The organism is Arthrobacter sp. UC242_113 (assembly GCF_044054585.1).
Lineage (GTDB): Bacteria > Actinomycetota > Actinomycetes > Actinomycetales > Micrococcaceae > Arthrobacter.
Window position 1 is genome coordinate 4,287,391 of the sequence record NZ_CP171968.1, and the last position, 23,098, is coordinate 4,310,488.

General features: G+C 66.1%; 23 protein-coding genes. 15 read left to right on the forward strand and 8 right to left on the reverse strand.

The window, feature by feature from the left end; genetic code table 11:
• Window positions 1–40: 40 nt before the first annotated feature.
• Complete coding sequence (locus ACHMXB_RS19525; protein WP_395401113.1) at window positions 41–298, reverse strand: DUF6458 family protein; 258 nt, start codon at window positions 296–298, stop codon at window positions 41–43.
• A gap of 170 nt (window positions 299–468) precedes the next feature.
• Between ACHMXB_RS19525 and ACHMXB_RS19530 the strand changes: the two genes are divergently transcribed.
• From ACHMXB_RS19530 to ACHMXB_RS19540, 3 genes are all read left to right on the forward strand, one after another.
• Window positions 469–1,086 (forward strand): alpha/beta hydrolase, encoded by a 618-nt coding sequence (locus ACHMXB_RS19530; RefSeq protein WP_395401115.1) that lies wholly within the window; start codon window positions 469–471, stop codon window positions 1,084–1,086.
• A gap of 626 nt (window positions 1,087–1,712) precedes the next feature.
• Entirely contained in the window at window positions 1,713–2,459 is a 747-nt protein-coding gene (locus ACHMXB_RS19535; RefSeq protein WP_395401117.1) for an HAD family hydrolase, read from the forward strand.
• Between the two features lie 117 nt (window positions 2,460–2,576).
• Entirely contained in the window at window positions 2,577–4,946 is a 2,370-nt protein-coding gene (locus ACHMXB_RS19540; RefSeq protein WP_395401119.1) for a glycoside hydrolase family 65 protein, read from the forward strand.
• Between the two features lie 34 nt (window positions 4,947–4,980).
• Here the strand turns inward: ACHMXB_RS19540 and ACHMXB_RS19545 are convergent, their stop codons facing one another.
• Window positions 4,981–6,312 carry an MFS transporter gene (locus ACHMXB_RS19545; RefSeq protein WP_395401121.1) on the reverse strand — a complete coding sequence of 444 codons (1,332 nt, stop codon included), beginning with the start codon at window positions 6,310–6,312 and terminating at the stop codon, window positions 4,981–4,983.
• A gap of 62 nt (window positions 6,313–6,374) precedes the next feature.
• Here ACHMXB_RS19545 and ACHMXB_RS19550 point away from each other — a divergent pair, with 62 nt between their 5' ends.
• The 3 genes from ACHMXB_RS19550 to ACHMXB_RS19560 all read left to right on the forward strand — a co-directional run bounded on the left by ACHMXB_RS19550 (window position 6,375) and on the right by ACHMXB_RS19560 (window position 8,664).
• Complete coding sequence (locus tag ACHMXB_RS19550) at window positions 6,375–6,965, forward strand: hypothetical protein (protein ID WP_395401123.1); 591 nt, start codon at window positions 6,375–6,377, stop codon at window positions 6,963–6,965.
• 111 nt (window positions 6,966–7,076) lie between these two features.
• Window positions 7,077–7,931 carry a hypothetical protein gene (locus ACHMXB_RS19555; RefSeq protein ID WP_395405356.1) on the forward strand — a complete coding sequence of 285 codons (855 nt, stop codon included), beginning with the start codon at window positions 7,077–7,079 and terminating at the stop codon, window positions 7,929–7,931.
• Window positions 7,915–8,664, forward strand: a complete 750-nt coding sequence (locus ACHMXB_RS19560) for a LamB/YcsF family protein (protein WP_395401125.1) — start codon at window positions 7,915–7,917, stop codon at window positions 8,662–8,664. Before ACHMXB_RS19555 ends, ACHMXB_RS19560 begins: the two co-directional genes overlap by 17 nt.
• Window positions 8,665–8,676: 12 nt before the next feature.
• Here ACHMXB_RS19560 and ACHMXB_RS19565 read toward each other — a convergent pair whose 3' ends face one another.
• From ACHMXB_RS19565 to ACHMXB_RS19575, 3 genes are all read right to left on the reverse strand, one after another.
• Window positions 8,677–9,993 carry a M1 family aminopeptidase gene (locus ACHMXB_RS19565; protein WP_395401127.1) on the reverse strand — a complete coding sequence of 439 codons (1,317 nt, stop codon included), beginning with the start codon at window positions 9,991–9,993 and terminating at the stop codon, window positions 8,677–8,679.
• Between the two features lie 41 nt (window positions 9,994–10,034).
• Window positions 10,035–10,871: a hypothetical protein gene (locus ACHMXB_RS19570; RefSeq protein ID WP_395401129.1), complete on the reverse strand. Its 837-nt coding sequence runs from the start codon at window positions 10,869–10,871 to the stop codon at window positions 10,035–10,037.
• A 187-nt stretch (window positions 10,872–11,058) separates the two neighbouring features.
• Entirely contained in the window at window positions 11,059–12,420 is a 1,362-nt protein-coding gene (locus tag ACHMXB_RS19575) for a DUF445 domain-containing protein (protein WP_395401131.1), read from the reverse strand.
• Between the two features lie 50 nt (window positions 12,421–12,470).
• Here ACHMXB_RS19575 and ACHMXB_RS19580 point away from each other — a divergent pair, with 50 nt between their 5' ends.
• The 4 genes from ACHMXB_RS19580 (at window position 12,471) to ACHMXB_RS19595 (ending at window position 15,472) form a co-directional block, all read left to right on the forward strand.
• A complete protein-coding gene (locus ACHMXB_RS19580) occupies window positions 12,471–13,400 on the forward strand; it encodes a glycerophosphodiester phosphodiesterase (protein WP_395401133.1) in 930 nt (309 codons plus the stop codon).
• Window positions 13,401–13,412: 12 nt separating this feature from the next.
• A complete protein-coding gene (locus ACHMXB_RS19585; RefSeq protein ID WP_395401135.1) occupies window positions 13,413–14,216 on the forward strand; it encodes an AzlC family ABC transporter permease in 804 nt (267 codons plus the stop codon).
• Entirely contained in the window at window positions 14,213–14,524 is a 312-nt protein-coding gene (locus ACHMXB_RS19590) for an AzlD domain-containing protein (RefSeq protein ID WP_395401137.1), read from the forward strand. The genes ACHMXB_RS19585 and ACHMXB_RS19590 overlap by 4 nt, the downstream gene beginning before the upstream one ends.
• A gap of 279 nt (window positions 14,525–14,803) precedes the next feature.
• A complete protein-coding gene (locus ACHMXB_RS19595) occupies window positions 14,804–15,472 on the forward strand; it encodes an SIS domain-containing protein (protein ID WP_395401139.1) in 669 nt (222 codons plus the stop codon).
• Between the two features lie 82 nt (window positions 15,473–15,554).
• Here ACHMXB_RS19595 and ACHMXB_RS19600 read toward each other — a convergent pair whose 3' ends face one another.
• Both ACHMXB_RS19600 and ACHMXB_RS19605 read right to left on the reverse strand, forming a co-directional pair.
• Entirely contained in the window at window positions 15,555–15,722 is a 168-nt protein-coding gene (locus ACHMXB_RS19600; protein ID WP_395401141.1) for a hypothetical protein, read from the reverse strand.
• 216 nt (window positions 15,723–15,938) lie between these two features.
• A complete protein-coding gene (locus ACHMXB_RS19605) occupies window positions 15,939–16,559 on the reverse strand; it encodes a TetR/AcrR family transcriptional regulator (RefSeq protein WP_395401143.1) in 621 nt (206 codons plus the stop codon).
• A 112-nt stretch (window positions 16,560–16,671) separates the two neighbouring features.
• Here ACHMXB_RS19605 and ACHMXB_RS19610 point away from each other — a divergent pair, with 112 nt between their 5' ends.
• On the forward strand, window positions 16,672–17,007 hold the full coding sequence (locus ACHMXB_RS19610; RefSeq protein ID WP_395401145.1) for an MTH1187 family thiamine-binding protein: 336 nt from the start codon (window positions 16,672–16,674) through the stop codon (window positions 17,005–17,007).
• A gap of 62 nt (window positions 17,008–17,069) precedes the next feature.
• Window positions 17,070–17,747, forward strand: a complete 678-nt coding sequence (locus ACHMXB_RS19615) for an O-methyltransferase (RefSeq protein WP_395401147.1) — start codon at window positions 17,070–17,072, stop codon at window positions 17,745–17,747.
• Between the two features lie 75 nt (window positions 17,748–17,822).
• Here the strand turns inward: ACHMXB_RS19615 and ACHMXB_RS19620 are convergent, their stop codons facing one another.
• Window positions 17,823–19,967 (reverse strand): FG-GAP-like repeat-containing protein, encoded by a 2,145-nt coding sequence (locus ACHMXB_RS19620; protein ID WP_395401149.1) that lies wholly within the window; start codon window positions 19,965–19,967, stop codon window positions 17,823–17,825.
• A gap of 355 nt (window positions 19,968–20,322) precedes the next feature.
• Here ACHMXB_RS19620 and ACHMXB_RS19625 point away from each other — a divergent pair, with 355 nt between their 5' ends.
• The 3 genes from ACHMXB_RS19625 to ACHMXB_RS19635 all read left to right on the forward strand — a co-directional run bounded on the left by ACHMXB_RS19625 (window position 20,323) and on the right by ACHMXB_RS19635 (window position 23,088).
• On the forward strand, window positions 20,323–21,927 hold the full coding sequence (locus ACHMXB_RS19625) for a multicopper oxidase family protein (RefSeq protein WP_395401151.1): 1,605 nt from the start codon (window positions 20,323–20,325) through the stop codon (window positions 21,925–21,927).
• The gene (gene lepB, locus ACHMXB_RS19630) at window positions 21,915–22,490 is read left to right on the forward strand and encodes a signal peptidase I (protein WP_395401153.1); all 576 of its coding nucleotides are present in this window, start codon (window positions 21,915–21,917) and stop codon (window positions 22,488–22,490) included. Before ACHMXB_RS19625 ends, lepB begins: the two co-directional genes overlap by 13 nt.
• Window positions 22,491–22,608: 118 nt before the next feature.
• Window positions 22,609–23,088 carry a Dps family protein gene (locus ACHMXB_RS19635; RefSeq protein ID WP_395401155.1) on the forward strand — a complete coding sequence of 160 codons (480 nt, stop codon included), beginning with the start codon at window positions 22,609–22,611 and terminating at the stop codon, window positions 23,086–23,088.
• Window positions 23,089–23,098: the final 10 nt, after the last annotated feature.

Sequence of the window (23,098 nt, forward strand, 5' to 3'; positions counted from 1 at the left end):
CCTGATGCGTTCACTGCTGCGCGCTAGTTTCCGCGCCGCGCTAAAGGCCGTTGTCGCGACTTTCGTTCCTGGTGATTCTCTCGCCCGTATTTGGATCCACGACTGAGCGCGTCTCGCTCACGCGGCGGCTCCTGCCCGGGGAAGCAATGACCAGCGAGACGATGAGGCCAATGACGCCGACGGCCATCAGGATGTAACCGATCAGTGTCAGATCCACATTTGGGATAAGGCCCGGCGTGATGGCCCAGGCGAGAATGGCGCCGAGGGCAATAAGGAAGATGGAGGAACCGATTCTCATGACTTGCTCCTTGCGTTCGCGGCTTCCCGCAACTCTGGTTCGTGCGGTTTGCCGGCCTCATTTGCTAAGCATGCTGTCAAGCGTCAGGCTACATCCCGGTAACCCCGGTTTCAATCAAATCCGCAGGTCAGCGAGGGTCCGGCTTTCCGGGGACTCGCTAGGCTGATCGGATGGAGACGGTTGTATGGTCCAAGCCGGAAGAGGAGCGTGCCGGCACCCCGCTGCTGGTAATGATGCACGGTTACGGCACCGACGAATCCAGGATGGTCAATCTCTTCGATTATTTGCCCCAGGATTTCACTTGCGCCGCGCTCCGGGCGCCCATGCCAATCGCGAACGGTTACGGCTGGTTCCTGCTGGATTATTTCCTGACCAACGATTTTGCCGACGTCATCGCGGCCGCCAATTCCGTGTTCTCCTGGATCGACTCGGCCAGGCCGCTCCACACCAGCGTGAGCCTGCTGGGCTATTCCCAGGGGATGGCCATGGCGAGCACCCTTCTGCGCCTGCGGCCCCAGGATTTCCCCGCGGTGGTGGGGCTTTCCGGGTTCGTCCTGAACAACGACCTGCTGGCGCTCAGCGAGTCCCTCGATGAGCGGCCCCCATTCTTCTGGGGGAGGGATAAAGCGGACCTCGTCATCAATGGAGACGCAACGGCCTTCACGGAGGAATGGCTGAACACGCACACCCGGCTCACGGCGCGCACTTATCCCGGCATGGGCCACGCCATGTCCAAGGCCGAGATGGTGGACGTCAGTGCGTTCCTGCGGCATTACGTACTGCGCTGAGTCCGGGCGCCGGCCAAGGGGGCGCCTCACGGAATCAGCAGCGGAAATAAAAACAGTTGCAGGTTAAATCTGCAAGCGCTTACACTCTTCTTCGGCCGGGATCCGGCCATCAGTCGTCCGCCCGGCGGTGGGCGGCTGGCAGTGCACGACTCAAGAGTGTTCGAAAGGGCAGGCCCGCGCCATGCATCCTTGCGCCACCCATCCCGCGGGGATGTTCAGCTGGCTTGCCCTGAACCGCCCGCGCCCCCATCATGGACGTAGGCCAAAAGTCGTGCGCCCGCGCATGCAAGCGTTCTGCCTGGCCCGCAACGCCGCGGTGCAAGCGGCCGAACCGGGCGAATTCACGCGCCGGACATAACCCGGCCGGAACCCAACCAGACCGGCCGCGCAAGCAGCGGGACGCCGCCGTTTGCGGCCAGGGCAACGCAGCCCGGTCCGCGCGAAACGCCGGCCTTTCCTTCAAATTGCAGAATCACCACAACGGAACTTTCCGGGCCGCCGGCGCCCTGGATGAAAGGTTCCGAGCGGCAGGTCCTGCACGCATATCCCTTTGGTCACTGGCGACCACGTTTCCTGGTAATCCCCGACATATTGCTGTCCGACCCCGAAAGGACACGGAACTAAGCATGACCGAAATCCTGAATACCAGCGCTGGCAGCCGGCCGAACAGCTGGACCGGCGCCGCCGCCATCCTCTTTGACTTGGACGGCGTGCTCACGCCCACGGCCGTGGTCCACGAGCGCGCCTGGCAGGAGCTGTTCGACGGGTACCTCGAAACCGTCCCCGAAAAGGTCGGGTACCGGGAGAGCGATTACTTCGACCACATCGACGGCAAGCCAAGGTTCGACGGCGTCCGGGACTTTCTGACGTCCCGCGGCATCACCCTTCCCGAGGGCCCCGCCGATGACGATCCGGACAACACCACGGTCCAGGGCCTCGGCAACCGGAAGAACAGGATCTTCAACGACATTGTCAGCGCCGGGGTGGAGCCCTATGCGGGATCGGTGCGTTTCCTGGAAGCCGCACTCGACCGCGGACTGAAGGTCGCCGTCGTCTCCTCCTCAAGGAACGCCCCTTCGGTGCTGCGTTCGGCGGGGCTGGCGGACCGGTTCCCGGTGGTCGTGGACGGCGTCGTGGCCGCTGAGGAAGGGCTGCCCGGCAAGCCGGACCCGGCAACCTACGAGTACGCCGCCCGGCTCCTGGAGCTGCCCAGCGAGCAGTGCGTCGTCGTTGAGGACGCAGTGTCCGGCGTGCAGGCGGGCAGCGCCGGCAGTTTCCATTCAGTCATCGGCGTGGACCGCGGTGCCGGACGGCAGACGCTGCTCGACGCCGGCGCCACCCTTGTGGTCAGCGACCTCGAGGAACTTCTCTAGTCCCGCAGTCCCGCAGCCCGAGCCCCGCAGCACCGCAGCCCCAGGGTCGCAACCGGGGTACCGCCAGCCTCGTCAGAACTTCCAGCACCATTTTCGACCGCCTAAGGAACGCCTCTCATGGCACTCATCAACGCTGACCGCGTCCGCTTCCCCAATGATCCCTGGAAGCTCGTGGAAACGAGCCACGCACCCGGCGACGCCGGAACGCTCGAAACGCTTTTTGCGCTCGGCAACGGCCACCTCGGTGTCCGGGGTGCCCACTGGGCCGCGGCGGATGCTGCGCTGCCCGGCAGCTTCATCAACGGGTTCCACGAGATCTGGGACATCAAGCACGCCGAGAATGCCTTTGGTTTCGCGCGCACGGGCCAGCGCATCCTTTACATTCCGGATGCCAACAACTTCACCGTGGTCATCGACGGCGAAATGCTCAGCCTTTCCGAGTCGACCGTCCTGGACTACCGCAGGTCCGTGGACTTCGCCACCGGCATCTACGAGTGCTGCATCGTGTGGCAGTGCCGTTCCGGTGCCACAGTGACTACGGTGGAGCGCCGGGCCGTCGGCTTCGAAGCGCGCGGCAGCCTGGGCATCTCCCTGGAGGTCTCGGCCGACCGAGCCGTCTCAGCGGACGTCACCTCGTCCGTCATCAACCGGCAGGACCAACCCGTGGAGGACCACTCCACTCATGATCCGCGCCGCGCGGGCCGGCACGCAGGCCGGGTCCTGCTGCCACTCAGGATGGAGGGCGGAGACGGTTCGCTGCGCCTGTCGTGGGAGGCCGCGGAGTCGAAGCAGCGCGTGGGGATCGCCGTCGACCACTGGACGTCCGCCGGCCACCAGCCGTTCGACACCCTCGTGGACCAGGACGACAGCAGCGTCCGTTATGTGTTGGCGATTGCTGCTGAGGAGCCGTTCCGGCTCGAAAAGAGCGTCAGCTACGCGGTGGCCCGGGGTACCCGGACCGGTCTGCCCGGCGCCGCCGACGCGGAAGCGGGAGAGGACCCGGCGGACGCGGCTGAAGCCGGGCTGAAGCCGGTAGGCGACGTCTTCGCCGAAAGCGAGGCGCACTACCGCAGCTACTGGGCCGACGCCGACATCCAGGTGGGCGGGCAGCCCGAACTCCAGCAGGCCATCCGCTGGAACCTTTTCCAGCTTGCGCAGGCCACCGCAAGGGCCGGCGTCGCCGGTATCCCGGCCAAGGGCGTCACCGGCTCCGGCTACGACGGGCACTACTTCTGGGACCAGGAGGTTTACCTCCTGCCGTACCTGACGTATTCAAACCCCGACGGCGCGCGCCAGGTTTTGGAGTTCCGTCACGAGATGCTCCCGGACGCCAAGATCCGTGCCAAGGAGCTGAGCGTGGACGGCGCGCTGTTCCCCTGGCGCACCATTAACGGACTGGAAGCGAGCGCGTACTACGCTGCCGGCACTGCGCAGTTCCACATCGCCGCCGCCGTTGCCTTCGCCACCAACAGGTACGTCTGGGCCAGCGGCGACTCCGAGTTCAGGGCCGGGATGGGAGCCGACCTGCTCATCGAAACCGCCCGCATGTGGGTTTCGCTGGGCTTCTTCGGCAAGGACGGCGCGTTCCACATCCACGGCGTGACCGGCCCGGACGAGTACACCGCGGTGGTGAACGACAATCTCTATACGAACGTCATGGCACGGTTTAACCTGCGGGCCGCCGCCGCGCTGGACCACCCGGCAGTGGACGACGCCGAGCGGGAGTTGTGGGAGGCGGCTGCGGAGCGCATCCAGCTTCCGTTCGATGAGCACTTCCAGGTGTACTCGCAGGACAACGACTTCATGACCCTCGAGCCGTGGGACTGGACGACGCCGCGCTCCAAGTACCCGCTGCTGCTGAACTTCCATCCGCTGGTGATCTACCGCCACCAGGTGCTGAAGCAGGCGGACACGGTGCTGGCCATGTTCCTGCAGTGGCAGGAGTTCACCGCCGAGGAAAAGCGCCGGGCCTTCGATTTCTACGATCCCATCACCACGGGAGACTCCACGCTCTCAGCGTGCGTCCAGGGGATCATGGCCGCCGAGGTGGGTTACCGGAAGGCTGCCCTGGAGCACTTCACCAATGCCGCGTTCATCGACCTGGACAATACCCACGGGAACACGATCGACGGCGTCCACATCGCCTCCACCGGCGGAGTGTGGAGCTCACTCGTGTGCGGCTTTGCCGGGCTCCGCGACCAGGGACCCGTGCCGTTCTTTGATCCGCGGCTGCCTGGGGAATGGGACACCCTGCGCTTTCAGCTGAGGCTGCAGGGCCGCCCGCTCCTGGTGGAACTCGATCAGGACGCAATCACTCTGACGGTCCTCGAGGGCGAAGCGTTGGACGTGGACGTACGCGGGGTTCGGTTCGCGGTGGCTTCCCAGCCGGTGCGCGTTCCCCTGGATCCTGTGCACGTCCCGGAGCCATCGGTATTCCCGAGCGGGCCGCCGACCGCGAGCCTCCCGGTGGTGCGCGCACGCGCGTGACGCGGGGCTAGTAATGCGGGGCTTGTGAACCGGGCTAGATGGTGGCCTCGGCTCCTGCCGGCAGGTGGCCCAGGCGGTCCAGCGGATGGGCGATTTCATCCGTTGACATCCGGGCCACCAGCAGGGCCGTCACCGCCATGACCGGGCACACCCCGCCCGCCACCAGGAAGATGAGCCAGATCGGGAGCACGGAGGCGGCGGGACCGGCCAACGCCATGGACACCGGCATCAGCGCGAGGGACACGAAGAAGTCCAGACTGGAAACCCGCCCCAGCAGGTGCGGCGGCACGCGCCGCTGCAGCAGTGTTCCCCAGATGACCATGCCCACGCTTCCGGTGGCGCCGGAAATGAAAAGCGCCAGCGCCAGCAGCCAGAAGTTATCCATGAGCCCCACCGCCGCCAGCGGCAAGGTGCCCGCTCCCCAGCACACCATCATGACTGTCAGGTAGCGGCGCGGGAGCCGGACGGACGCCGTGACCAGCGAGGCGACGGCGCTGCCCACTCCCATGACGGCCAGCAGGAAACCGAACATGCGGCTGTCGCCGCCCAGCTGGTCCCGGATTACGAAGGGCAGGAGCACATCGATGGGCCCGATGAGGAACAGCACCGAAATGCAGGCCCAGAGCAGGGTCCAGAGGAGCCAGGGCGTCCTGACGGTGTAGCTGACGCCCTCGCGGAGGTCGGAGAAGAAAGAGGTCTTGGCGGGTACCTTGGCGGCGCCGTCCTCCGGGGTCACTGTGTCTGAATGCTCCGGACCGTCCCCGGGAGCCCGCAGGGCGTGCTGGCCGAGGAAGTTCAGGATGATGAACGCCAGCAGGTGGCATACGGCCACGCCGGTCACGGCGTGCGACGGGGACAGTGAGGCCGCGACGACGCCTGCCGCGGCAGGACCCGCCGCCTGCTGAAGCGTGGGACGCAGGGTCCCTTCCATGCCGTTGGCCGCCAGCAGGTCCTCCGGCGGCAGGATCCGCGGCAGAATCGCGGAGTAGGCCGGGAAGAAGAACGCGGCCCCCACGCCAAGGATGAAGGCACCGGCCGCCAGGTGCCAGAGCTGTAGCCAGCCTGCCATCGCCAGCCCGCTGACGGTTGCGATTACGGCAAGGTTGGTTCCCTCGACGGCGATGATCAGCAGCCGCTGCGGAACGCGGTCCGCCGCGATGCCGCCGGCAAGAACGAACGCCACGAGTCCCACGCTGCCTGCGGCGGCCACGAGGGACAGTTCAAGCGGACCGCCGCCGATGTGGATGACCTGGTAGACCATGGCCACGGCCCACATGCCCGAGCCGAAGATGGATATGGCAAGGGCGCCGATCAGCACACGGTATTCGCGGTGGGAAAAGGGTCGAAGCGCGCGGGGGAGGGCCACACGGCAATCTTAGGCCGAGCCTCTGCCGGGTGGAACGTGTGCCGGCGGGATAGGCTCTAGCCATGGGGAACACACCGGCCAGGCCGGGGCGGCGCAATGTGGCACTGATCGGCGCAAACTTTGGCCTTGCCCTGCATCCGGTGGATAGGAAGGGCATCCATATTCCTGGCGAACCCGCCAGCTGCTTTGCTTCGTTCTGGGTGGCTGACTGGTCCCGTTGGGGAACCGGAACAGTCCTCATGGTGGCCACGCTTCAGGGCTGGCGCAGCTACGGCTCCAACGAATTCTTCGCCTCCTCCCTCGCCACCGAACTGACGCGCTTTTTCCCGGAGGCCGCACGTTTTCCGCTTGCCGGGGTCAGCCATACCCAGGACGAGTTCGACGTCGAACTGGACCTTGAACGCGGGTTCCGGGCCACCGGGCGGCGGGCCGCCCTCGAAATCTCCGGGGTGCTGGACCGGCGGCGGTTCTCCGCACCCGACTTCCAGCTAGGGCCCGCCAGCGCCTCGATGAGCAACATCTACCATCCGTGCAGCACGGGAAAACTCGCAGAGTTCGGCGTCGAATGGCCCGGCGCCCCCACTGTCTACCCCGGCCCGCGCGGTCCCTCCTCCTCCGCGTACATGGCGGTGGCAGAGTCCTGGGCGATGTGACGGCCTGGTTCAGCGGCAGGGTGATCAGCATGCTTGGTATGTTGGTGAGTGGCCTAGTGTTAAGGCTAGACGGCGGCATCCGCTGCCGGTTATTCCGAGGTAGAGGTGATGATGGCCACGCGACGTAACCCCGCGATGAGAATCGCGCAGGAAACAGCCCACAACGCCGTGTTCGACGCTCACGGCAATCCTAAGCCCGGCGTCCATAACGTGCTGCTGCGGGCCGTGGAGATCCAGCGCCCGCTGGTGGTCGCATACATCCGCCGGCTCCAACGCCGCAATCCGCGGGCATCCGCCGCCCAGCTCGCGGACATCCTTGAGCGCGACTATCTCCGGGCCGTGACCGGTGGGGGTGCGCTGGTGGGGGCCACCGCCGTCGTTCCCGGAGTCGGCACTGTGGCGTCGCTGGGCCTCTCCGCGGCCGCCACAGTTGGCTTCCTTGAAGCGACAGCCCTCTACGCCACCTCGCTGGCCGAACTTCACGGGATCCGGATGATCGACCCGGAGAAGGCCAGCACCCTGGTAATGGCCGTCATGCTCGGCGAAGAGGGGACCGCGCTGCTTGGTTCGCTCAGCGGCCAGGCCATGGGCCGGGGCAAGGGTGCCAGCCAGGCCTGGGGAAACGTGCTGGCAGGCCGGATGTCGCAGTCCGGGGCCGGTTTCATCCGCGAGCGCATCCAGAAGGCCTTCCTGCGGAACCTGCTAAGGAGGCAGGGAACCGCCCTGTTCGGACGTGCGCTGCCGTTCGGCATCGGAGCGGTGGTGGGGGGCGCGGGAAACCTGATGATGGGCCGCACCGTCGTGGCGAACGCCAAAGAGGCCTTTGGGCCGATGCCGGACACTGTTCCGGGGGAGCTCAAGCCTTCGGCGGAAGCGGCAGGCCCCTCGTTGGAATCCGGCAAAACGGAACCCGGCAAAACGGACCCTGGCACAACGGAAGGTGGTACCGGTGGATTTGAACGCTGACCTCGGGGAGTCCTTCGGCTCCTGGACCATGGGGGATGACGCGGCCATGTTCGAGCTCATCACGAGTGCCAACGTGGCTTGCGGCTTCCATGCCGGGGACCCCGTGACGATGCTGGACAGCTGCCGCGCCGCCTATGAACTGGACGTCACGGTCGGCGCCCACGTCGGCTACCGGGACCTCGCCGGCTTTGGACGCCGCTCCCTGGACATGTCCTTCGACGAGCTGTTCGGCGACGTCCTGTACCAACTCGGTGCACTGGACGGGGTTGCGCACGCGGTGGGCGCCACGGTGGACTACGTCAAGCCGCATGGCGCCCTTTACAACCGGGCATTCCACGACGCCGACCAGGCTGCCGCGCTGGTGGCAGCCATCCAGGCCTACGATCCCGGCCTGCCCATACTGGGACTTCCGGGGTCCGAGCTGCTGAAGCAGGCCCAGGACGCGGGGCATCCTGTTTTCCGGGAGGCGTTTGTGGACCGCGCCTACCTGCCGGACGGCACACTGGTGCCGCGGTCGCAGGAAGGTGCCGTGCTGCACGACGTCGGCCCGATCGTTGAGCGGGCAGTTCGCCTGGCGCTCAAGGGCGACGTAGTGGCGGTGGACGGGACCGTGGTCCGGGTCGACCCCGATTCGCTGTGCATCCATGGCGACACCCCCGGCGCCGTGGAAATGGCCGCCGCCGTCCGGACAGGTCTTGAGGAAAACGGAGTCGAACTGGCGCCGTTCGCCTAACGCGCCCTTGATCTACCGCGCTTCCCGGCGTGCTTCGATCCGCCGCTCGAGGAGCCGTGCTGTCACCGGCGGATCCAGGGCCGGTGCCACAACGCTGCGCAGGGCGGGCACCAGTCCGGCCGGTTTGGCGGGGGTAAAGAGCCAGGCGTTGAAGAAGCTCCCCAGGTCCTGGCCGGACAGCTCCTGTGCCAGGCCAATAAAGTCTGCACTGGAGACATTGCCGCCGGCATGGGCATCCGTCCACTCGCGGAGGATGTCGAAAAACACGTCATCGCCCACGAGGACACGCAGCGCCTGAAGGGTCATCGCCCCGCGGACGTACACCGGGGGGTCGAACAGTGCCGCGGTGCCGGGATCGCTGATCTTCATGGCCCAGAACGGTGCCTCAGCCGGGATCCTGGCCGCGTAGAAGTCAAACAGCTGCTGGGGCGTTTCCCGGCCCTCGTGTTCACTCCAGAGCCACTCGGTGTAGCTCGCAAATCCCTCATTGAGCCAGATGTCCCGCCAGCCCTTGACCGCCATGTCATCGCCCACCCACTGGTGCGCCAGTTCATGGACTACCACTGAGTCACCTCCCTGCCGGTCCTTGAAGAAGTCTTTGGAGTAGATGGGCCGGGTCTGGTTCTCCAACGCGAAGCCAAGGCCACTCAGGTCATCCACAACTCCGCCGGACGCGCTGAAGGGATACCGGCCGAAGTATCCCGACAGGAAGTCGATGATCTCGGGCTGCCTCTTGAAGGACGCCTCGACACGCTCCCCCAGCGGCGGAGGACCGTCTGCGCCAGCTGACCACCGGACCGTGTTGGGCGGACTTCCCAGGGGCGGCGCCGCAGCAGTCCACCCATCCAATGTGTTCCCGTCATCCTCAAAGGATGTGGTGCCCTGTCCGGTCGAGACGGTGATGTCGTCAACGAACACGCCGTCGAACGGCCCGACCTTGTCACTCATGTAGGTGATGGCTACGTCCACGCTCTTCCCGGCGAAGCGGCCCAGATCGAACGCCCACGGTTCCCAGCCTGCGCTTGACCCGGTCGCGGCCCACCACTGTCCCGTACTCCCGGATGATGTGCACGTCCCGTCGCCCTTGTCGGTCAGATAGTGTTTCAGGAACGGGTGGAGCGCCAGCCGGTCGGGGCAGGCAATTCCCGGGCTGTCCGTGGTGTGTCCGTTGCCGTCCCGCAGGGTGGTCCAGCTTGCCGCGCCAGTCAGCCGTGCTTCAACGAAGGCGAAGTCGAACTGCGGTTCTATATCCCGCTGGAGCCCGAACGAGAGGGTGGCGCCAGACGGCGGCACGTTGATGGTTCTCGTGAGGCGCGTGTAGGAGTTCACGCTGCTGTGGGACCATGCGAAGTTTCGACCCGTTTTGGCCGTCACCACCGGCTTAAGAGGTCGGGATCTATGGCATCAACGTAGCGGATCCGGTCCTTCTTGTAGTGGTTCAGCTGGAACTTGCCGACGCTCGCGGTGGCCAGGTAGGTGGCCATGGGTTCGGCCGCCTGCCAGGTCCACGTCGCTTTGCCATCCTCGGACTCCTCGTCGCGCAGCACGCCGTTGGCTACCACCTCCAGCCCGTCCGGAACAGTGATTTTGAAGGTGAAGGACGCCTTGTCCAACGGATGGTCATTGGCGGGGAACCAGGTGGCCGCCACGTGTGGCTGGCCGATCACCAGGGCGCCGTCGTCGGTCCGAAGGAATCCCGACACCCCGAACTGGTCAACGATCGGTTTCGGTATGCCGTCGTAGTGCACCACGGCCTCGAAGTCCCGGCCGTTCCTGATTCCCTTCCGGGGAGTCACTGTGAGCTCCGCACCGCTGCGGCTGAAGGCGGCGCTCCGGTGGTTGACCTCGATTTCGCGGACAGTCAGCCCCTCCAGGTCCAGGTTGAATGACGAGAGGTTCTGGGTGGCCCGGGCGCGTATGGTGGCGGAGCCTGCGAGGAGCCCGCTGGCAGGGTCGTAGCTGAGCTCCAGCAGGTAATGCCCGACGTCGTAGCCGCCGTTGCCGTCCCACGGATAGTACGGATCACCCAAGCCCGGCGCGCCCGGTCCGAAACCCGTGTCCCCGGTCTCCGCAATGACCCGTGTCGCGCCGCCGGTTGCCGCGCCGGCAGGCGCAGGCAGGGCAAGTTGCGACGGGAGGAGGGCGGTGAGGGCGAGGGCACAAGGGAAAAGGGCGGAACGGAAACGACGGGCAGTTAACAGGCTCATGGCGCCTCATCCGAATATCCCCAATAATCGCCGCGATGCCGGATCCGTGGGCTCCATCAGGTGGGCCGAACGGATGGGACGGGCAGGAGACCCGGCGGCGCGATTGACACCAAAGGTGGCCCGGGGAGATCAGGCCTGTCAAGAGCCTTTTGGTGCACCCGGCGGATGTACGTTCGGGCGCAGCCCGTCAGCCGAAGGTCAGGTGGGCCACCGTGAAGATGGCGAGCCCTGCAAGCGAGCCCACCACTGTGCCGTTGATCCGGATGAACTGCAGGTCCTTGCCCACCTGGAGTTCGATCTTCTGCGACGTTTCCTCGGCGTCCCAGCGGGCCACCGTATCCGTGATCACCCCGGCAATGTCCGACCGATAGGTGCGGACCAGATAGCCGGCCGCATCCCCGATCCAGGCGTTGACCTTGCCTGCCAGCTCTTCGTCGTTGACCAGGCGGGTGCCGAAATCGCGGACGGCCGCCTTGAACTTCACCGTCAGTTCGCTGTCCGGATCGTCGACGGCGGAGAGCAGCGCGCCCTTGATGGTCGCCCAGGTCCGGGACGCCAATTCCCGGACCTCCGGGTCGCCGAGCACCTGCGCCTTGATGCCCTCCGCGCGGGCGATCATGGCGGGGTCGTGCTGCAGATCCTGGGCCAGGTCCGTCAGGTACTTGTCGATGGACAGCCGGACCTGGTGCTGCTGGTCGTCCTGGACCGCGCGGGTGAATTTCAGCAGCTCGATGTAGACCTTGTCGCCCACGAGGCCGTCCACGAAGCTTGGCACCCACTGCGGGGAGCGCTCCGTGACGAGCCGGCTGACCATCTGGTGGTTGGCTGCCACCCAATCCGCTGCCCGGTCCACGAGGAGGTCCACCAGCTTGTGGTGGTGCCCGTCGGCGAAGATCCGCTCAGCCATGCGTCCCACGGGCGGTCCCCACGGCGGAGCCAGGAGGTGCTTGCGGACCATTCCCTCGATGACGGCCTGGACGTCGTCGTCGTTCAGTACTTTGAACGTGCCGCGGATGACCGCGGCGCCCTCCTTGGCCACCCGCTCGGCGCCGCCAGGGCCGGACAGCCAGCCGCCCGCCTTGGCGGAGATGTTGATGCTGGCCAGCTTGTCCTGGACCACCTGTTCGGAGAGGAAGTTGGTCTCCACGAACTCGCCCAGGGACGCGCCGATCTGGTCCTTGCGGCGCGGGATGATGGCGGTGTGCGGGATTTTCAGCCCCATGGGGTAGCGGAACAGGGCCGTCACTGCGAACCAGTCGGCCAGGGCGCCCACCATGCCGCCTTCCGCCGCGGCCCGGACGTACTGCAACCACGGGTACTGCTTTTGCAGCGCGAACGCGACGACGAACACCACAGCCATGGCAATGAGGAGGCACAACGCCACCAGTTTCATCTTCCGAAGGGCAGCCGCCTTTTCGGCGTCGCCGGCTGTGAGCTGCCGTACGACGGCGGAACGCGCCGGGGCGCGCCCGTCCCCTCCCGGACGGTCACGGGTGGCCTCGCCCGGGGGAGACGCCAGCTGGGTGGTTGGCTCAGAGTTCACCTGCATGTGCCAAGCCTAGCCCCGCTTTGGCGGCCGCGGTCCGCTAACGTGTGACCATGACAGCCGACGAGTCAGCCGCAACCCGTCCCCTGGTCTACGCTCACCGGGGTGCCAGCGCGGATTTCGCCGAGCACACCAGGGCGGCCTATCTCCGGGCGCTCGCCGACGGCGCCGACGGTGTGGAGTGCGATGTGCACCTCACCCGCGATCAGCACGTTGTCCTGCTGCATGATTCCAACCTGGACCGGACCTCGGACGGCACCGGTCCTGTGGCCGAACGGACCGTGGACCAGCTTCGGTTGCTGGATTTTTCGGCTTGGAAGGGCGTGCGGATCCCCGAGGCCTACGGACCCAGGTCCGAGCAGTTCCTCACCCTGCCGGATCTGCTGGACCTGCTCCGGGCCGCCGGGCGGGACGTCGGGCTGGCCATCGAGCTGAAGCATCCCAGCCCTTACCAGCTGAAGCTGGAGGACAGGGTGCTGCAGGTGCTGCGGGCAGAGGGATGGGACGCGGGGACATCCATGCTGGACAACATCCGCGTGACCTTCATGAGCTTCAGCCCCGACTCGGTCAGGCACCTGCGCAAGGCCGTGCCCGCGGAGTTCATCTGCCAGCTCGTGGAGGACGTGAACGTCACCGGAATCCGAGAGGAACTGGGCCTGGGGCCCTTTACGGGCAGCGCCGTCGCCAACGTGATGAAAGCCGCACAGCTGGAGGGGGAACGGATCCTCGACGGCGGCGAAGCGGGCATGGCCGGGCCGGGCATCGACTACGTGCGCCGGCATCCCGAGACCGTCCGGCGCTGGCGGGATGCCGGCCGCCGCTTCCGGGTCTGGACTGTGGACGCTGAGGCCGACGTGGCGCTGTGCCGGGGGCTGGGCATCCAAGAGATCACCACCAACCGGCCGGCGCAGGTGCTGGCCCAGCTCCAGCAGCCGGCCCTGGCGGCAAGCTCCGGAGCGACTCGATCACGGCCTCCGCTGTGATTGAGTGGTGGCATGCCCATCACTTGGCCCCCGAAACTCCTGCGTTCTCCTGCGGTCCGTGTTGGCCTGTCCATCAGCATCGCCACTGGCCTGTACGGCGTGTCCTTCGGTGCACTCTCCGTGACCTCGGGCCTGGACTTCTGGCAGACCATGGCACTGAGTTTCCTGCTTTTTAGCGGCGGCTCCCAGTTTGCGTTCATCGGCGTGGTCGCCGGCGGCGGCTCGGGGCTGGCGGCTATGGGAGCAGGCACCCTGCTGGGAATGCGCAACGGCATCTACGGGATGCAGCTCAACGTGCTGCTCCGGCCGCGGGGGTGGCGCCGGTATGCGGCCGCCCAGTTGACCATCGACGAGTCCACGGCCACAAGCACCGGGCAGACGGATCCTGCCGAGCAGCAAAGGGGCTTCTGGGCCGCGGGCATCGGGATCTTCGTGCTTTGGAACCTCTTCACCGCGGTGGGTGCCCTGGCCGGAAGCGCGCTGGGCGATCCCAAGCAGTGGGGGCTCGACGGCGCAGCCGTCGCAGCGTTCCTCGGCCTGCTGTGGCCGCGACTGAAGGGCCGGGAGCCGGTGGCGATCGCCGTCGTCTGCGCACTGGCAACCGTGCTGGCCGTCCCGTTCGTCCCGGCGGGCGTGCCCATCCTGATTGCCGCGGTGGTTGCCGCCGTTATCGGCTGGCTCAGCCATGGCCGCAAGGACGAAGGGCTTGAGCCGGACATCGACCCCTACACCGAGCGCCATCCCGGCCATCACAGTGGCAATGGCACGAACGCCGGCAACGGCATCAACGGCACCAACGCCGGAGGTGCCAAATGAGTCTGTGGGTGTGGTTGCTGCTGGCCTGCCTCTTCGCCTATGCATGGAAGCTGGTGGGCTACCTTGTGCCGGCCAGCCTGCTGCAGAACCCCAGAATGTCCCGGATCGCAGGAACCATGACCATCGGGTTGCTGGCGTCCCTGACAATCGTCAACACCCTGGCTACCGGGCAGGCGCTGGTGCTCGATGCCCGGCTGGGCGCCCTGGCTGCCGCCGCTGCAGCCCTGTTCCTCCGGGCGCCCTTCCTGGTCGTTGTGCTGGCGGGGGCCGGAGCCGCTGCATTGCTCCGGCTGGCCGGCTGGAACTGAAACAGCGAGTAACTCCCTGCGGGCAGGCGGAGCCCCAGCCTTCGCCGACCACACAGACGTCCACCCAGGCACTGCCCGTTTTGCCAAAAAAGGACGCCCAGCCGCACGTTGAGCGGCCCTTCTTGGTAAATCGCCGGACCGGTCGGCCCCGAAGCGGCCCTTTTTGGTAAATCAACGAGCTCAAGTAGATGTGTGACACCCCAGCCAAAGCCAAGCGCAGGGTTCTAAGTGGTGCGCATCACAGCCGTTGTATGCTCTAAAGGTAGAGGAGTTGCAAATATGAAGGCCGTCAGCAGACTGTCCCGCACCCGTGCCACGGACGCGCCGTTCGAAATGAAGGCGCCGGTGGACGTCGTCCTCGAGCACTTGCGGCAGGTGGGGCCCGCAGTGGCCTGCCTGCGGAACGAATCCTCGCGTCTGGCCGGCTGGGGCGAGGAACTTGCCCGCCGCCTGGTTTCCGGGAACCGTCTGGTTACGGCCGGAAGTGCCGGTTCGGCGGCCGAGGTGCAGCAATTTACCGCGGAACTGTTGGGGCGCCATGCCAGTGAACGCCAGCCGTTTTCGGTGATCGCCCTGCGCCCGGGAGCGGCAGCAGCAGGGGCTGCCTCCGTCAGTGCCGTCGAGATCGCCCAAGGGCACGCGGAAGAGGTCGCCAACCAGGTGCGGGCCCACATCCGTTCCGACGACGTTCTCCTGGCGGTCTCGGCCAGCGGGCACCGGCATGCGCTGCTGGAGGCGACAGCGGCGGCGCGGGCCGCCGGAGCCACCGTGTGGGCTGTCACGGGCGCTGCCCCGAACCCGCTGGCCCAGGCCGCGGACGAGGCAATTTGCATCAACGCCCCCAAGCCCCAGGTGCGGGAAGCGCAACTGATCGCGCTGCAGGCGATGAGCGAATGCCTGGCTGCCGCCCTCCACGCACTGTCCGCCCGGCCCGAGCCGCGCCGGTGATCCCGAAGTCCGGGTGAGCGGGATTTAAGCGCCGGGAAGGGGGCCCCTCTAGCAGGGGTGGGCTCAGGTAACGGGTTTGGGCTTAGGCAACTCCGCGGGCGTCCGGGGCAGCCGGCACGGACCTCCTGGCGAGCTCTTCGGTGGCGAGGTCATACCAGTCCTGCGCGCCGTACACAGGAGTCGGCGTGTCGAGGTTGCGGTAGAGCGCGTCAACGAGGATGCCGAGTTCGTCGGTGGTAGCAGCGGTCAAAGTTGTTTCGGGATCCGTTGAGTGCCTCATGAAATGCGAGAGCTGTGAGCGGTTCATGATGACGCGACCGGACTGAGTTGAACACATGCAAGGAATGACATGGCGTGCTCCGTATATGGAAATGCCCGAGGCTGACTTCCTAACCCACCGGTGTGCATAGCTTACTGTGCTGGCCGGGTGTACGGAATACGCCGGTCGCTCTCCCGGCGCTTCCGGCTACTCGAACTGTGACGCCGGGAGCGGCACCTGCGGAGGCAGCGGCCTGGCGGGACGCTCCGCGCGGATGGCGTCCTCGACAAGGGCGGCCGGCCGGCGCCAGGCGTCGGATCCGGGTTCCATGGTGTCGACCACTCCGATCAGCATTGCCAGCAGCCGCACCATGTCTGTCAGGGAGATGTCCACCCGCAGCGTGCCCTGGTCTTGGCCGCGGTCCAGGAGCACGCCAACGGACTCAATAAGGCTTCCGGTAATGCCGGTGAGTAGATCCCGCCGCCCGGCGACGGCGCCGAGCAGGTTGGCGTTGTCACTGGCGGCGGTCATCACGGCGTCGATGACCCGGAACAGGCCCTCGGCCGCATCGGTGCCCGCAAGGGCGACGTCGATAACCGGGTCCACGTTGAGCCTCAGCTGGCGGTTGAGGGCCGCCAAAACCAGCTGCTCCTTGTCGGAGAAATTCCGGAACAGCGTCGCCGGACCCACTCCCGCGGTGGCGGCGATGGTCTGCAGCGGAACATCGGGGCCGTACTGCCGGAAACACTCGCGGGCTGCATTAATGATCTTGTCCACATTGCGTGCAGCGTCAGCACGAAGGGGCTTGCGCTCTACTGCGAGGTTCATGAAATCAAGGTTAGCAACGCAGTGTCAGCCTGACTCCGTTACCCGTTGGTAGCGCCGAATATGACACAGCACACTCTCCGGGCGGCAGATTCCGCCATGACAGACTGGATGCATGTTGCTTGCATTTTCAGTCGCCCCTTCCGGAATTCCCGCTGATCCCGCCTACGCCGCGGCGGGTGCCGGGGACGCCTCCGTGCACGACGCCGTGGCTGCCGCCGTCAAGGTTGTTCGGGAATCCGGGCTGCCCAATAAGACGGACTCGATGTTCACCACCGTCGAGGGTGAATGGGACGAGGTGTTCGACGTGGTCAGGCGTGCCACCGAGGCCGTGGGGAAATTCGGCAGCAGGGTGTCCCTGGTGATCAAGGCCGACATCCGGCCCGGCTATTCCGGCGAGCTCACCGCGAAGGTCGAGCGCCTGGAGGATGCCCTGATCCAGGGCGACTGACGGCCAGAACGCTTGGCCAGGGCAGCCTAGCCCGGCCGGGCGCTTGCTGGAAGACTGTGCCCATGTTTGAGCACAAGCCGCGGCCCGAGTGGGCGGCCGTAGAAGAGTACCTGTCAGACGTCGTCGTCCACCCCGACGATGCCGTCCAACGCGCCGTCAGGTCCGCCGAAGAGGCCGGGATGCCCCCGATCGAGGTGACACCGAACGCCGGAAAGCTGCTAAAGCTGCTGGTGAAGGCGTCCGGTGCCCGCAGGGTGCTGGAGATCGGCACCCTGGCTGGCTTCAGCACCATCTGGATGGCCCAAGGCATGCCCGACGACGGCCGGCTGGTGACGTGCGAATACGTCCCCAAACACGCCGAAGTGGCCCGGGCCAACGTGGACGCGGCCGGCCTGGGCCACAAGGTGGAGATCCGGACAGGCGCGGCGCTGGACACTCTCGCGGCCCTCAAAGACGAAGGAGCCGAACCGTTCGACTTCGTCTTCATCGATGCGGACAAGGAAAACAACCCGCAGTACCTGGAGTGGGCAGTGCGGCTGGGCAGGGCCGGAACCAGCATCGTGATGGACAACGTCGTGTGGGAGGGGGTGGCGCTGGACCCGTCCCTGGATGAAGTCAACGCCCCCGGAATCATCGGCGCGCTAACGATGATGGGGGAAGACAGCCGGCTGGACGCCACTGTCATCCAGACCGTGGGGTCCAAGGGCTGGGACGGCTTCGCGCTGGCTGTGGTGCGTTAGGGCCTACACAAATAGGCACCGCCCTCGCACTGGATGTACGAGGGCGGTGCCTATTTTGGTGCGGTACTTCAGCAGCTAGCTGAGTGCGCTCATGATGTTCCAGCCACCGCCGACCCTGACGCGGTTCGGGAACGTTCCGGCGCCGTTACCCATGTAGGACCAGAGAACTCCGCTGGTGTCCCGGGCTACGAGGTCGTCGCGTCCGTCTCCGTTGAGGTCTGCGGCGCCACTGATGGCGTTCATGGCGTTCCAGCCTGCACCAGCGCTGACCCGCGTCGGGAACGCGCCGGCAGCGTTGCCCAGGTAGGACCACAGAATCCCCCGGGAGTCCCGGGCAACCAGGTCAGCCTTGCCGTCACGGTTGAGGTCGCCAGCAGCGCTGATGGCCATGCCGTTCCAACCCGCGCCGGCCCTGATTCGGGACGGGAAGGTGCCCGCATTGTTGCCGGCGTAGCTCCAGAGGACGCCGCCGGCGTCGACTGCCAGCAGGTCATTCCGCCCGTCGCCGTTGAGGTCAGCGGCGGCGCTGATGTTCTTCATGGAGTTCCAGCCTGTTCCGACCCGAATCCGCGTCGGGAAAGTGCCGGAGCCGCTTCCGCGGTAGGTCCAGAGGACTCCACTGGAGTCGCGGGCCACCAGGTCAGCACGCCCGTCACCGGTGAGGTCCCCGGTGGCGCTGATAGAGTTCATGGAGTTCCAACCGGCACCGACCCTGGTGCGGGTCGGGAAGGTACCCGAGCCGTTGCCGAGGTAGGTCCAGAGGACGCCGCTGGAGTCCCGTGTAACCAGGTCGGCCCGTCCGTCGCCGTTGAAGTCCTGCGGGACGCTTGTGACACCGGTGCCCGTACCGATGCGCACGTTACGGCTGGTGATAGCCACGTTGCCCGCCGCATCCGTGGCGCGGACGCCGAAGGTGTAGAACCCGTTGACCTGTGCGTCCCAGGTCTTCGGCGACGCGCAGGTGGTGTCCCAGGCCTGGTTGGTGGGCTGCAGCCGGCATTCGAACCTGGCTTGGGGGTCACTGCTGCTGAAGCTAAGCGACGGCGTGTTGTCCAGACTGGGCGTGGACGGGAACGGTGCCGTTACCGCAACAGCCGGGGCGGTGGTGTCCACGGTGAAGTTGAGGGTCCCGGAGTTGAGTCCGCCCGCAACAGCCTGCACAGTGTGGGGGCCCTGGGCCAGCGGCGCCAGCTTCAGGGAGTACGTGGAACCGGTGAGGGTGGTAGCCCTCGGAGCGCCGTTGTCCACGATCAGCTGAACAGGACCCGCGGTCCCCGCGGGCAGCGTGCCCGTGATGGTGGGCGCGGTCACGTTAGTGATGTTGTCGGAGTTGGAGCGGCCACTGTCGCTGGCTGCAGCCAGATCGGGGGTATTGGGACCTCCGACGGAGTCGGTCGCGATGAGGCCCTGGACGGCAAAATTGCTCTGGGTGACGGTATTGATGCCCGGCCCGCCGGCGTCAGGGCCGGCGACCGTCACGGAGTTGATGCCCGAGGGGGCGCCGGTGACAGGCCGCGCGGTGTTGATGTCGCCGAGTGTGCCGGCCGGGGCGCCAACCTGCGTGAGGAATGTTGCCGTGGTCCCCCGGCCGAAGTCGCCCAGGAAGGCTGTACCGACGCCGGCCCAGTCGCAGGCAACCGTGTCGGTGGGTGCGCAAGCGCCGGCGTCGGTCGTCTGGTTGATGCTCCCGTCAGCGTCAGCCGTGATCGTCTCAACGCCGTAGGGGTGGGTGATGGTGTACTGCGCGTTGGGCCGCAGGCCATCAAAACGGAACCGCAGGCGGGCAAAGCCCATCTGCTCGCCCGGCACGACCGGACCGTTGACGTGTGCAGCTTCCAAGGCGGCCTCATAGCTGCCAATTGTGCCGACGTCCGCGGTCGCGGCAAACCAAAAAGCTTCCTCGGGGAAGTTGCCCGGGTAGGAGGCGGGCTGGTCCGGGTTCGGAGGTTCGGAGAGGCAGCCCTTGCCGGCCTCGTAGCAAAGCTGGAGCCGGACGCTGCCGTCCGAATACCAGGTGGGGAACCCGGTGGAGTCGACGGGACCCATCCCGCCGGTTGCGGCGTTCGCCGGCATAGCGCCAAGGGGTGACAGGGCGGCGGCGAGCAGGGCGCCGGCAACGGCCGGGGCAAAGCGGCCGAGAGTGGTGGTGGACTTGCGGTGCGCTGACCCGGAGCGGTTGGCTCCGTCGGGCATCTTGGGTCGTACAGATTGCGAGAACATTGAGACTCCTTGTGGACACTCGATTTGTGGCCCCCAGTACCTTCAAGGCCAGGCCGGAAAGTCGATTCCCAACCACGACAACAGTGGATGCTCCACCTTGGATAAAAGTCGGATAAAACAGATGGGATGCAGGGGCTGCGCGGGCCAAAGCTCCCGTCCAGCCCGGGCACTGGCCGGGATGGTGCGCACTTCCGGTGGAGTAGCCGAGTTAGACCATCGATTTGAGGGGGCCCAATTGGGGGTGCCCCCTTGGAACCCCCACCCATCCCAGCCCGGTCCGGTTTTTTCCAACCACGCCGGGACATCCTTGAAGCATCCCAATCGGTCTCGAACCCAATCGGAAGGAGGCCCGGTAATGACCGTGTCCAGACGAAATGTTTTGCTGCTGGGTGGCCTCGGCGCCGTCGGAGCGGGTGTGTTTTCGCTCCCGCGGGGCGAGGTGGAGGCCAAGTCTGTCAGCCGGCTGAGCAGCGCAGAGATGCCCAAGCCGTTCCAGGCGGCTTTCGTGAAGCCTCCGGAGCTGGCGCCGGACTCTACGGGGGTGGACCCCGCTGACGGCAAACCCGTCAATTACTACACCGTGACCGAGAAGGCCGAAATGGCGTCTATTCTGCCGCGGCTCAAGACCCCGATCCTGGGCTACAACGGGATTTTCCCGGGCCCCACGATCAGCCTGGACCAGGGCACCAAGGCAGTGGTGCGGGTCAGGAACAAGCTGCCCGCAACCCACCCGAATGATGGCCACGTGCTCGCCACGTCCACGCACCTGCACGGGTCAGCCTCGCTGCCACAGTTCGACGGGTACGCGAGTGACGTTACGCATCCCGGGTTCTTCAAGGACTACCACTACCCGAACTTCCAGCCTGCCCGCACGCTCTGGTACCACGATCACGGCGTGCACTTCACGGCGCAGAACGCGTACTCCGGCCTGGCCGGGCAGTACCACATGCACGACCCGATGGAGCGGCAGCTGCTCCCGCAGGGCGACTTCGACGTGCCCCTCATCATTTCCGACGCGATGTTCGCGGCCAATGGCGCTTTGGGATATGACGACAACACCCACTCAGGCCTGTGGGGGGACGTCATCCTGGTCAACGGCAAGCCGTGGCCCGTCATGAAGGTCCGGAAGCGCATATACCGCTTCCGGGTGCTGAACTGCAGCATTTCCCGCTCAGTACGGCTGACGCTGAGCACCGGCGATCCGCTGATCATCGTGGGCACGGACGGCGGTCTGGTCCCCACACCGCAGAGAGTGGCCAACTACCGACATGCCGGGGCAGAGCGTTACGAGGTGCTCATCGATTTCCGCAAGTACAAGACCGGCCAGCGGATCGAGCTGCGCAACCTGTCCAACCCGAACAACGTTGACTACGACTTCACCAACAAGGTGATGGCCTTCGACGTCATTGAGGACGCGGTTAACACCAGCGACCCCACCTGGAACACGATACCTACACAGCTGGCACCCGGGAACGAGGTCATGGCAATGACCGAGAAGCATGCCACCAAGGTCCGGAAGTTCCGGGTCAAGCGGAACGACGTCACCAACATGTGGACCATCGACGACGACAGCTGGCAGGACGTCATAGCCAGCGGCTATAAGAAGGTCGCCGCGGACGTTGACCTGGACGCCGTCGAGGTGTGGGAAATCGAGAACAAGTCCGGCGGCTGGTTCCACCCGGTTCACATACACCTCGTGGATTTCAAGATCCTCAGCCGCAACGGCCGGGCGCCGTTTCCCCAGGAGCTCGGGCCCAAGGACGTCGTTTACGTGGGCGAGGGCGAGACGGTCCGGCTGCTCATGAAGTTCGGTCCCCACCGGGGCCGCTACATGGTGCACTGCCATAACCTGCCGCATGAGGACCACGACATGATGGTGCAGTTCCGGGTGGGGCTGAAGGAAGATGACAACGATCCTAACGATCCCATGACGGCGGCGCTGCCCCAATGGGACGGCTAGCGGCGCACCGGGCCGACCCGCGGTCTCAGGCGGCCCCCGAAAGCGTTGCCGCCACCCACAGTCCTGCCGGATCCGCCCGGCAGGGCTTTCGGGGGAGGACAATCACGACGGCGGTGCTGCTCGCCGCTGTCCTTCTGGCCTCGCGCCTCTGGCTGGTGGAGCCCGTGACGGTCAGTTCGGAAAGCATGGAGCCGGCACTGCCCAAGGGCAGCACGGTGCTGATGTTCAAACCCGGGCCTGCGCTTGGTTCGCCCAAGGCCGGAGACCTGGTGGTGTTCACAAGTCCGGAGGACGGGAGCCCTGCTGTCAAACGGGCAATTGCCTTCGGGGGCCAGACCGTAGCCATCGAGGATTCGGTGCTCGTGGTGGACGGGGTTCCGCAGGCCGAGCCGGGCATCGATCACAGCCGCATCGACGGCACCTACTTTGGTCCGGTCACCGTGCCGGCCGGGCACGTCTTCGTCCTGGGTGACAACCGGGCGGGCTCCATCGATTCGCGGGCCTACGGAAGCGTGCCATTGGAAGCGCTGCAGGCAACCGTACTCTGGCCCTCCGGCCGCTAGGGCACATCCCCGTGCCGCGAAGACCCCTGCCCGAAAGGTAAGTATGCTGGGAATCATCCTGGCCGGCTGCCCAGCCGGCCAGGATGATCATGCATAGGCGACGGCAGCGGAGGAAAACATGAAAGCATCTGAGACTCTGGCCGGCAATCTTCAGAAGGTGCTCACTGACCTGATCGAGCTGCATGTCCAAGGCAAGCAGGCGCACTGGAACCTGGTGGGCACCAACTTCCGCGACCTGCATCTGCAGCTGGACGAAATCGTGGACAGCGCCCGGCTGCTTGCCGACCAGACGGCCGAGCGCATGCGTTCGCTGCATGCACTTCCGGACGGCCGGAGCGCCGCCGTCTCGTCGGGCACCCGGCTGGAGCAGTTCCCTGCCGGCCTGACCGTCACGAAGGACACCGTCAAGCTCATCACCGCGAGGCTTGAACAAACGGTCAGGACCATCCGCGATGTCCATGATGACGTGGATGAAGAAGATCCAACAAGCGCGGACCTCCTGCACGAGGCCATCACCCGGCTGGAGCAGCTGGCCTGGATGGTGAATGCGGAAGTGATGCCGGCTTCCGCATCGGTGACCGCACCGGAACGGGATTAGAGGCGACATG

What these genes read in the sequence shown, in the direction of transcription:
- ACHMXB_RS19615 (WP_395401147.1), top strand. Translation starts at nt 17,070, where the DNA reads ATGTTTGAGCACAAGCCGCGGCCCGAGTGGGCGGCCGTAGAAGAGTAC.
- ACHMXB_RS19580 (WP_395401133.1), top strand. Translation starts at nt 12,471, where the DNA reads ATGACAGCCGACGAGTCAGCCGCAACCCGTCCCCTGGTCTACGCTCAC.
- ACHMXB_RS19570 (WP_395401129.1), bottom strand. Translation starts at nt 10,871, where the DNA reads ATGAGCCTGTTAACTGCCCGTCGTTTCCGTTCCGCCCTTTTCCCTTGT.
- ACHMXB_RS19530 (WP_395401115.1), top strand. Translation starts at nt 469, where the DNA reads ATGGAGACGGTTGTATGGTCCAAGCCGGAAGAGGAGCGTGCCGGCACC.
- lepB (WP_395401153.1), top strand. Translation starts at nt 21,915, where the DNA reads ATGGGACGGCTAGCGGCGCACCGGGCCGACCCGCGGTCTCAGGCGGCC.
- ACHMXB_RS19620 (WP_395401149.1), bottom strand. Translation starts at nt 19,967, where the DNA reads ATGTTCTCGCAATCTGTACGACCCAAGATGCCCGACGGAGCCAACCGC.
- ACHMXB_RS19610 (WP_395401145.1), top strand. Translation starts at nt 16,672, where the DNA reads ATGTTGCTTGCATTTTCAGTCGCCCCTTCCGGAATTCCCGCTGATCCC.
- ACHMXB_RS19540 (WP_395401119.1), top strand. Translation starts at nt 2,577, where the DNA reads ATGGCACTCATCAACGCTGACCGCGTCCGCTTCCCCAATGATCCCTGG.
- ACHMXB_RS19585 (WP_395401135.1), top strand. Translation starts at nt 13,413, where the DNA reads ATGCCCATCACTTGGCCCCCGAAACTCCTGCGTTCTCCTGCGGTCCGT.
- ACHMXB_RS19605 (WP_395401143.1), bottom strand. Translation starts at nt 16,559, where the DNA reads ATGAACCTCGCAGTAGAGCGCAAGCCCCTTCGTGCTGACGCTGCACGC.
- ACHMXB_RS19555 (WP_395405356.1), top strand. Translation starts at nt 7,077, where the DNA reads ATGGCCACGCGACGTAACCCCGCGATGAGAATCGCGCAGGAAACAGCC.
- ACHMXB_RS19590 (WP_395401137.1), top strand. Translation starts at nt 14,213, where the DNA reads ATGAGTCTGTGGGTGTGGTTGCTGCTGGCCTGCCTCTTCGCCTATGCA.
- ACHMXB_RS19625 (WP_395401151.1), top strand. Translation starts at nt 20,323, where the DNA reads ATGACCGTGTCCAGACGAAATGTTTTGCTGCTGGGTGGCCTCGGCGCC.
- ACHMXB_RS19575 (WP_395401131.1), bottom strand. Translation starts at nt 12,420, where the DNA reads ATGCAGGTGAACTCTGAGCCAACCACCCAGCTGGCGTCTCCCCCGGGC.
- ACHMXB_RS19535 (WP_395401117.1), top strand. Translation starts at nt 1,713, where the DNA reads ATGACCGAAATCCTGAATACCAGCGCTGGCAGCCGGCCGAACAGCTGG.
- ACHMXB_RS19525 (WP_395401113.1), bottom strand. Translation starts at nt 298, where the DNA reads ATGAGAATCGGTTCCTCCATCTTCCTTATTGCCCTCGGCGCCATTCTC.
- ACHMXB_RS19635 (WP_395401155.1), top strand. Translation starts at nt 22,609, where the DNA reads ATGAAAGCATCTGAGACTCTGGCCGGCAATCTTCAGAAGGTGCTCACT.
- ACHMXB_RS19550 (WP_395401123.1), top strand. Translation starts at nt 6,375, where the DNA reads ATGGGGAACACACCGGCCAGGCCGGGGCGGCGCAATGTGGCACTGATC.
- ACHMXB_RS19595 (WP_395401139.1), top strand. Translation starts at nt 14,804, where the DNA reads ATGAAGGCCGTCAGCAGACTGTCCCGCACCCGTGCCACGGACGCGCCG.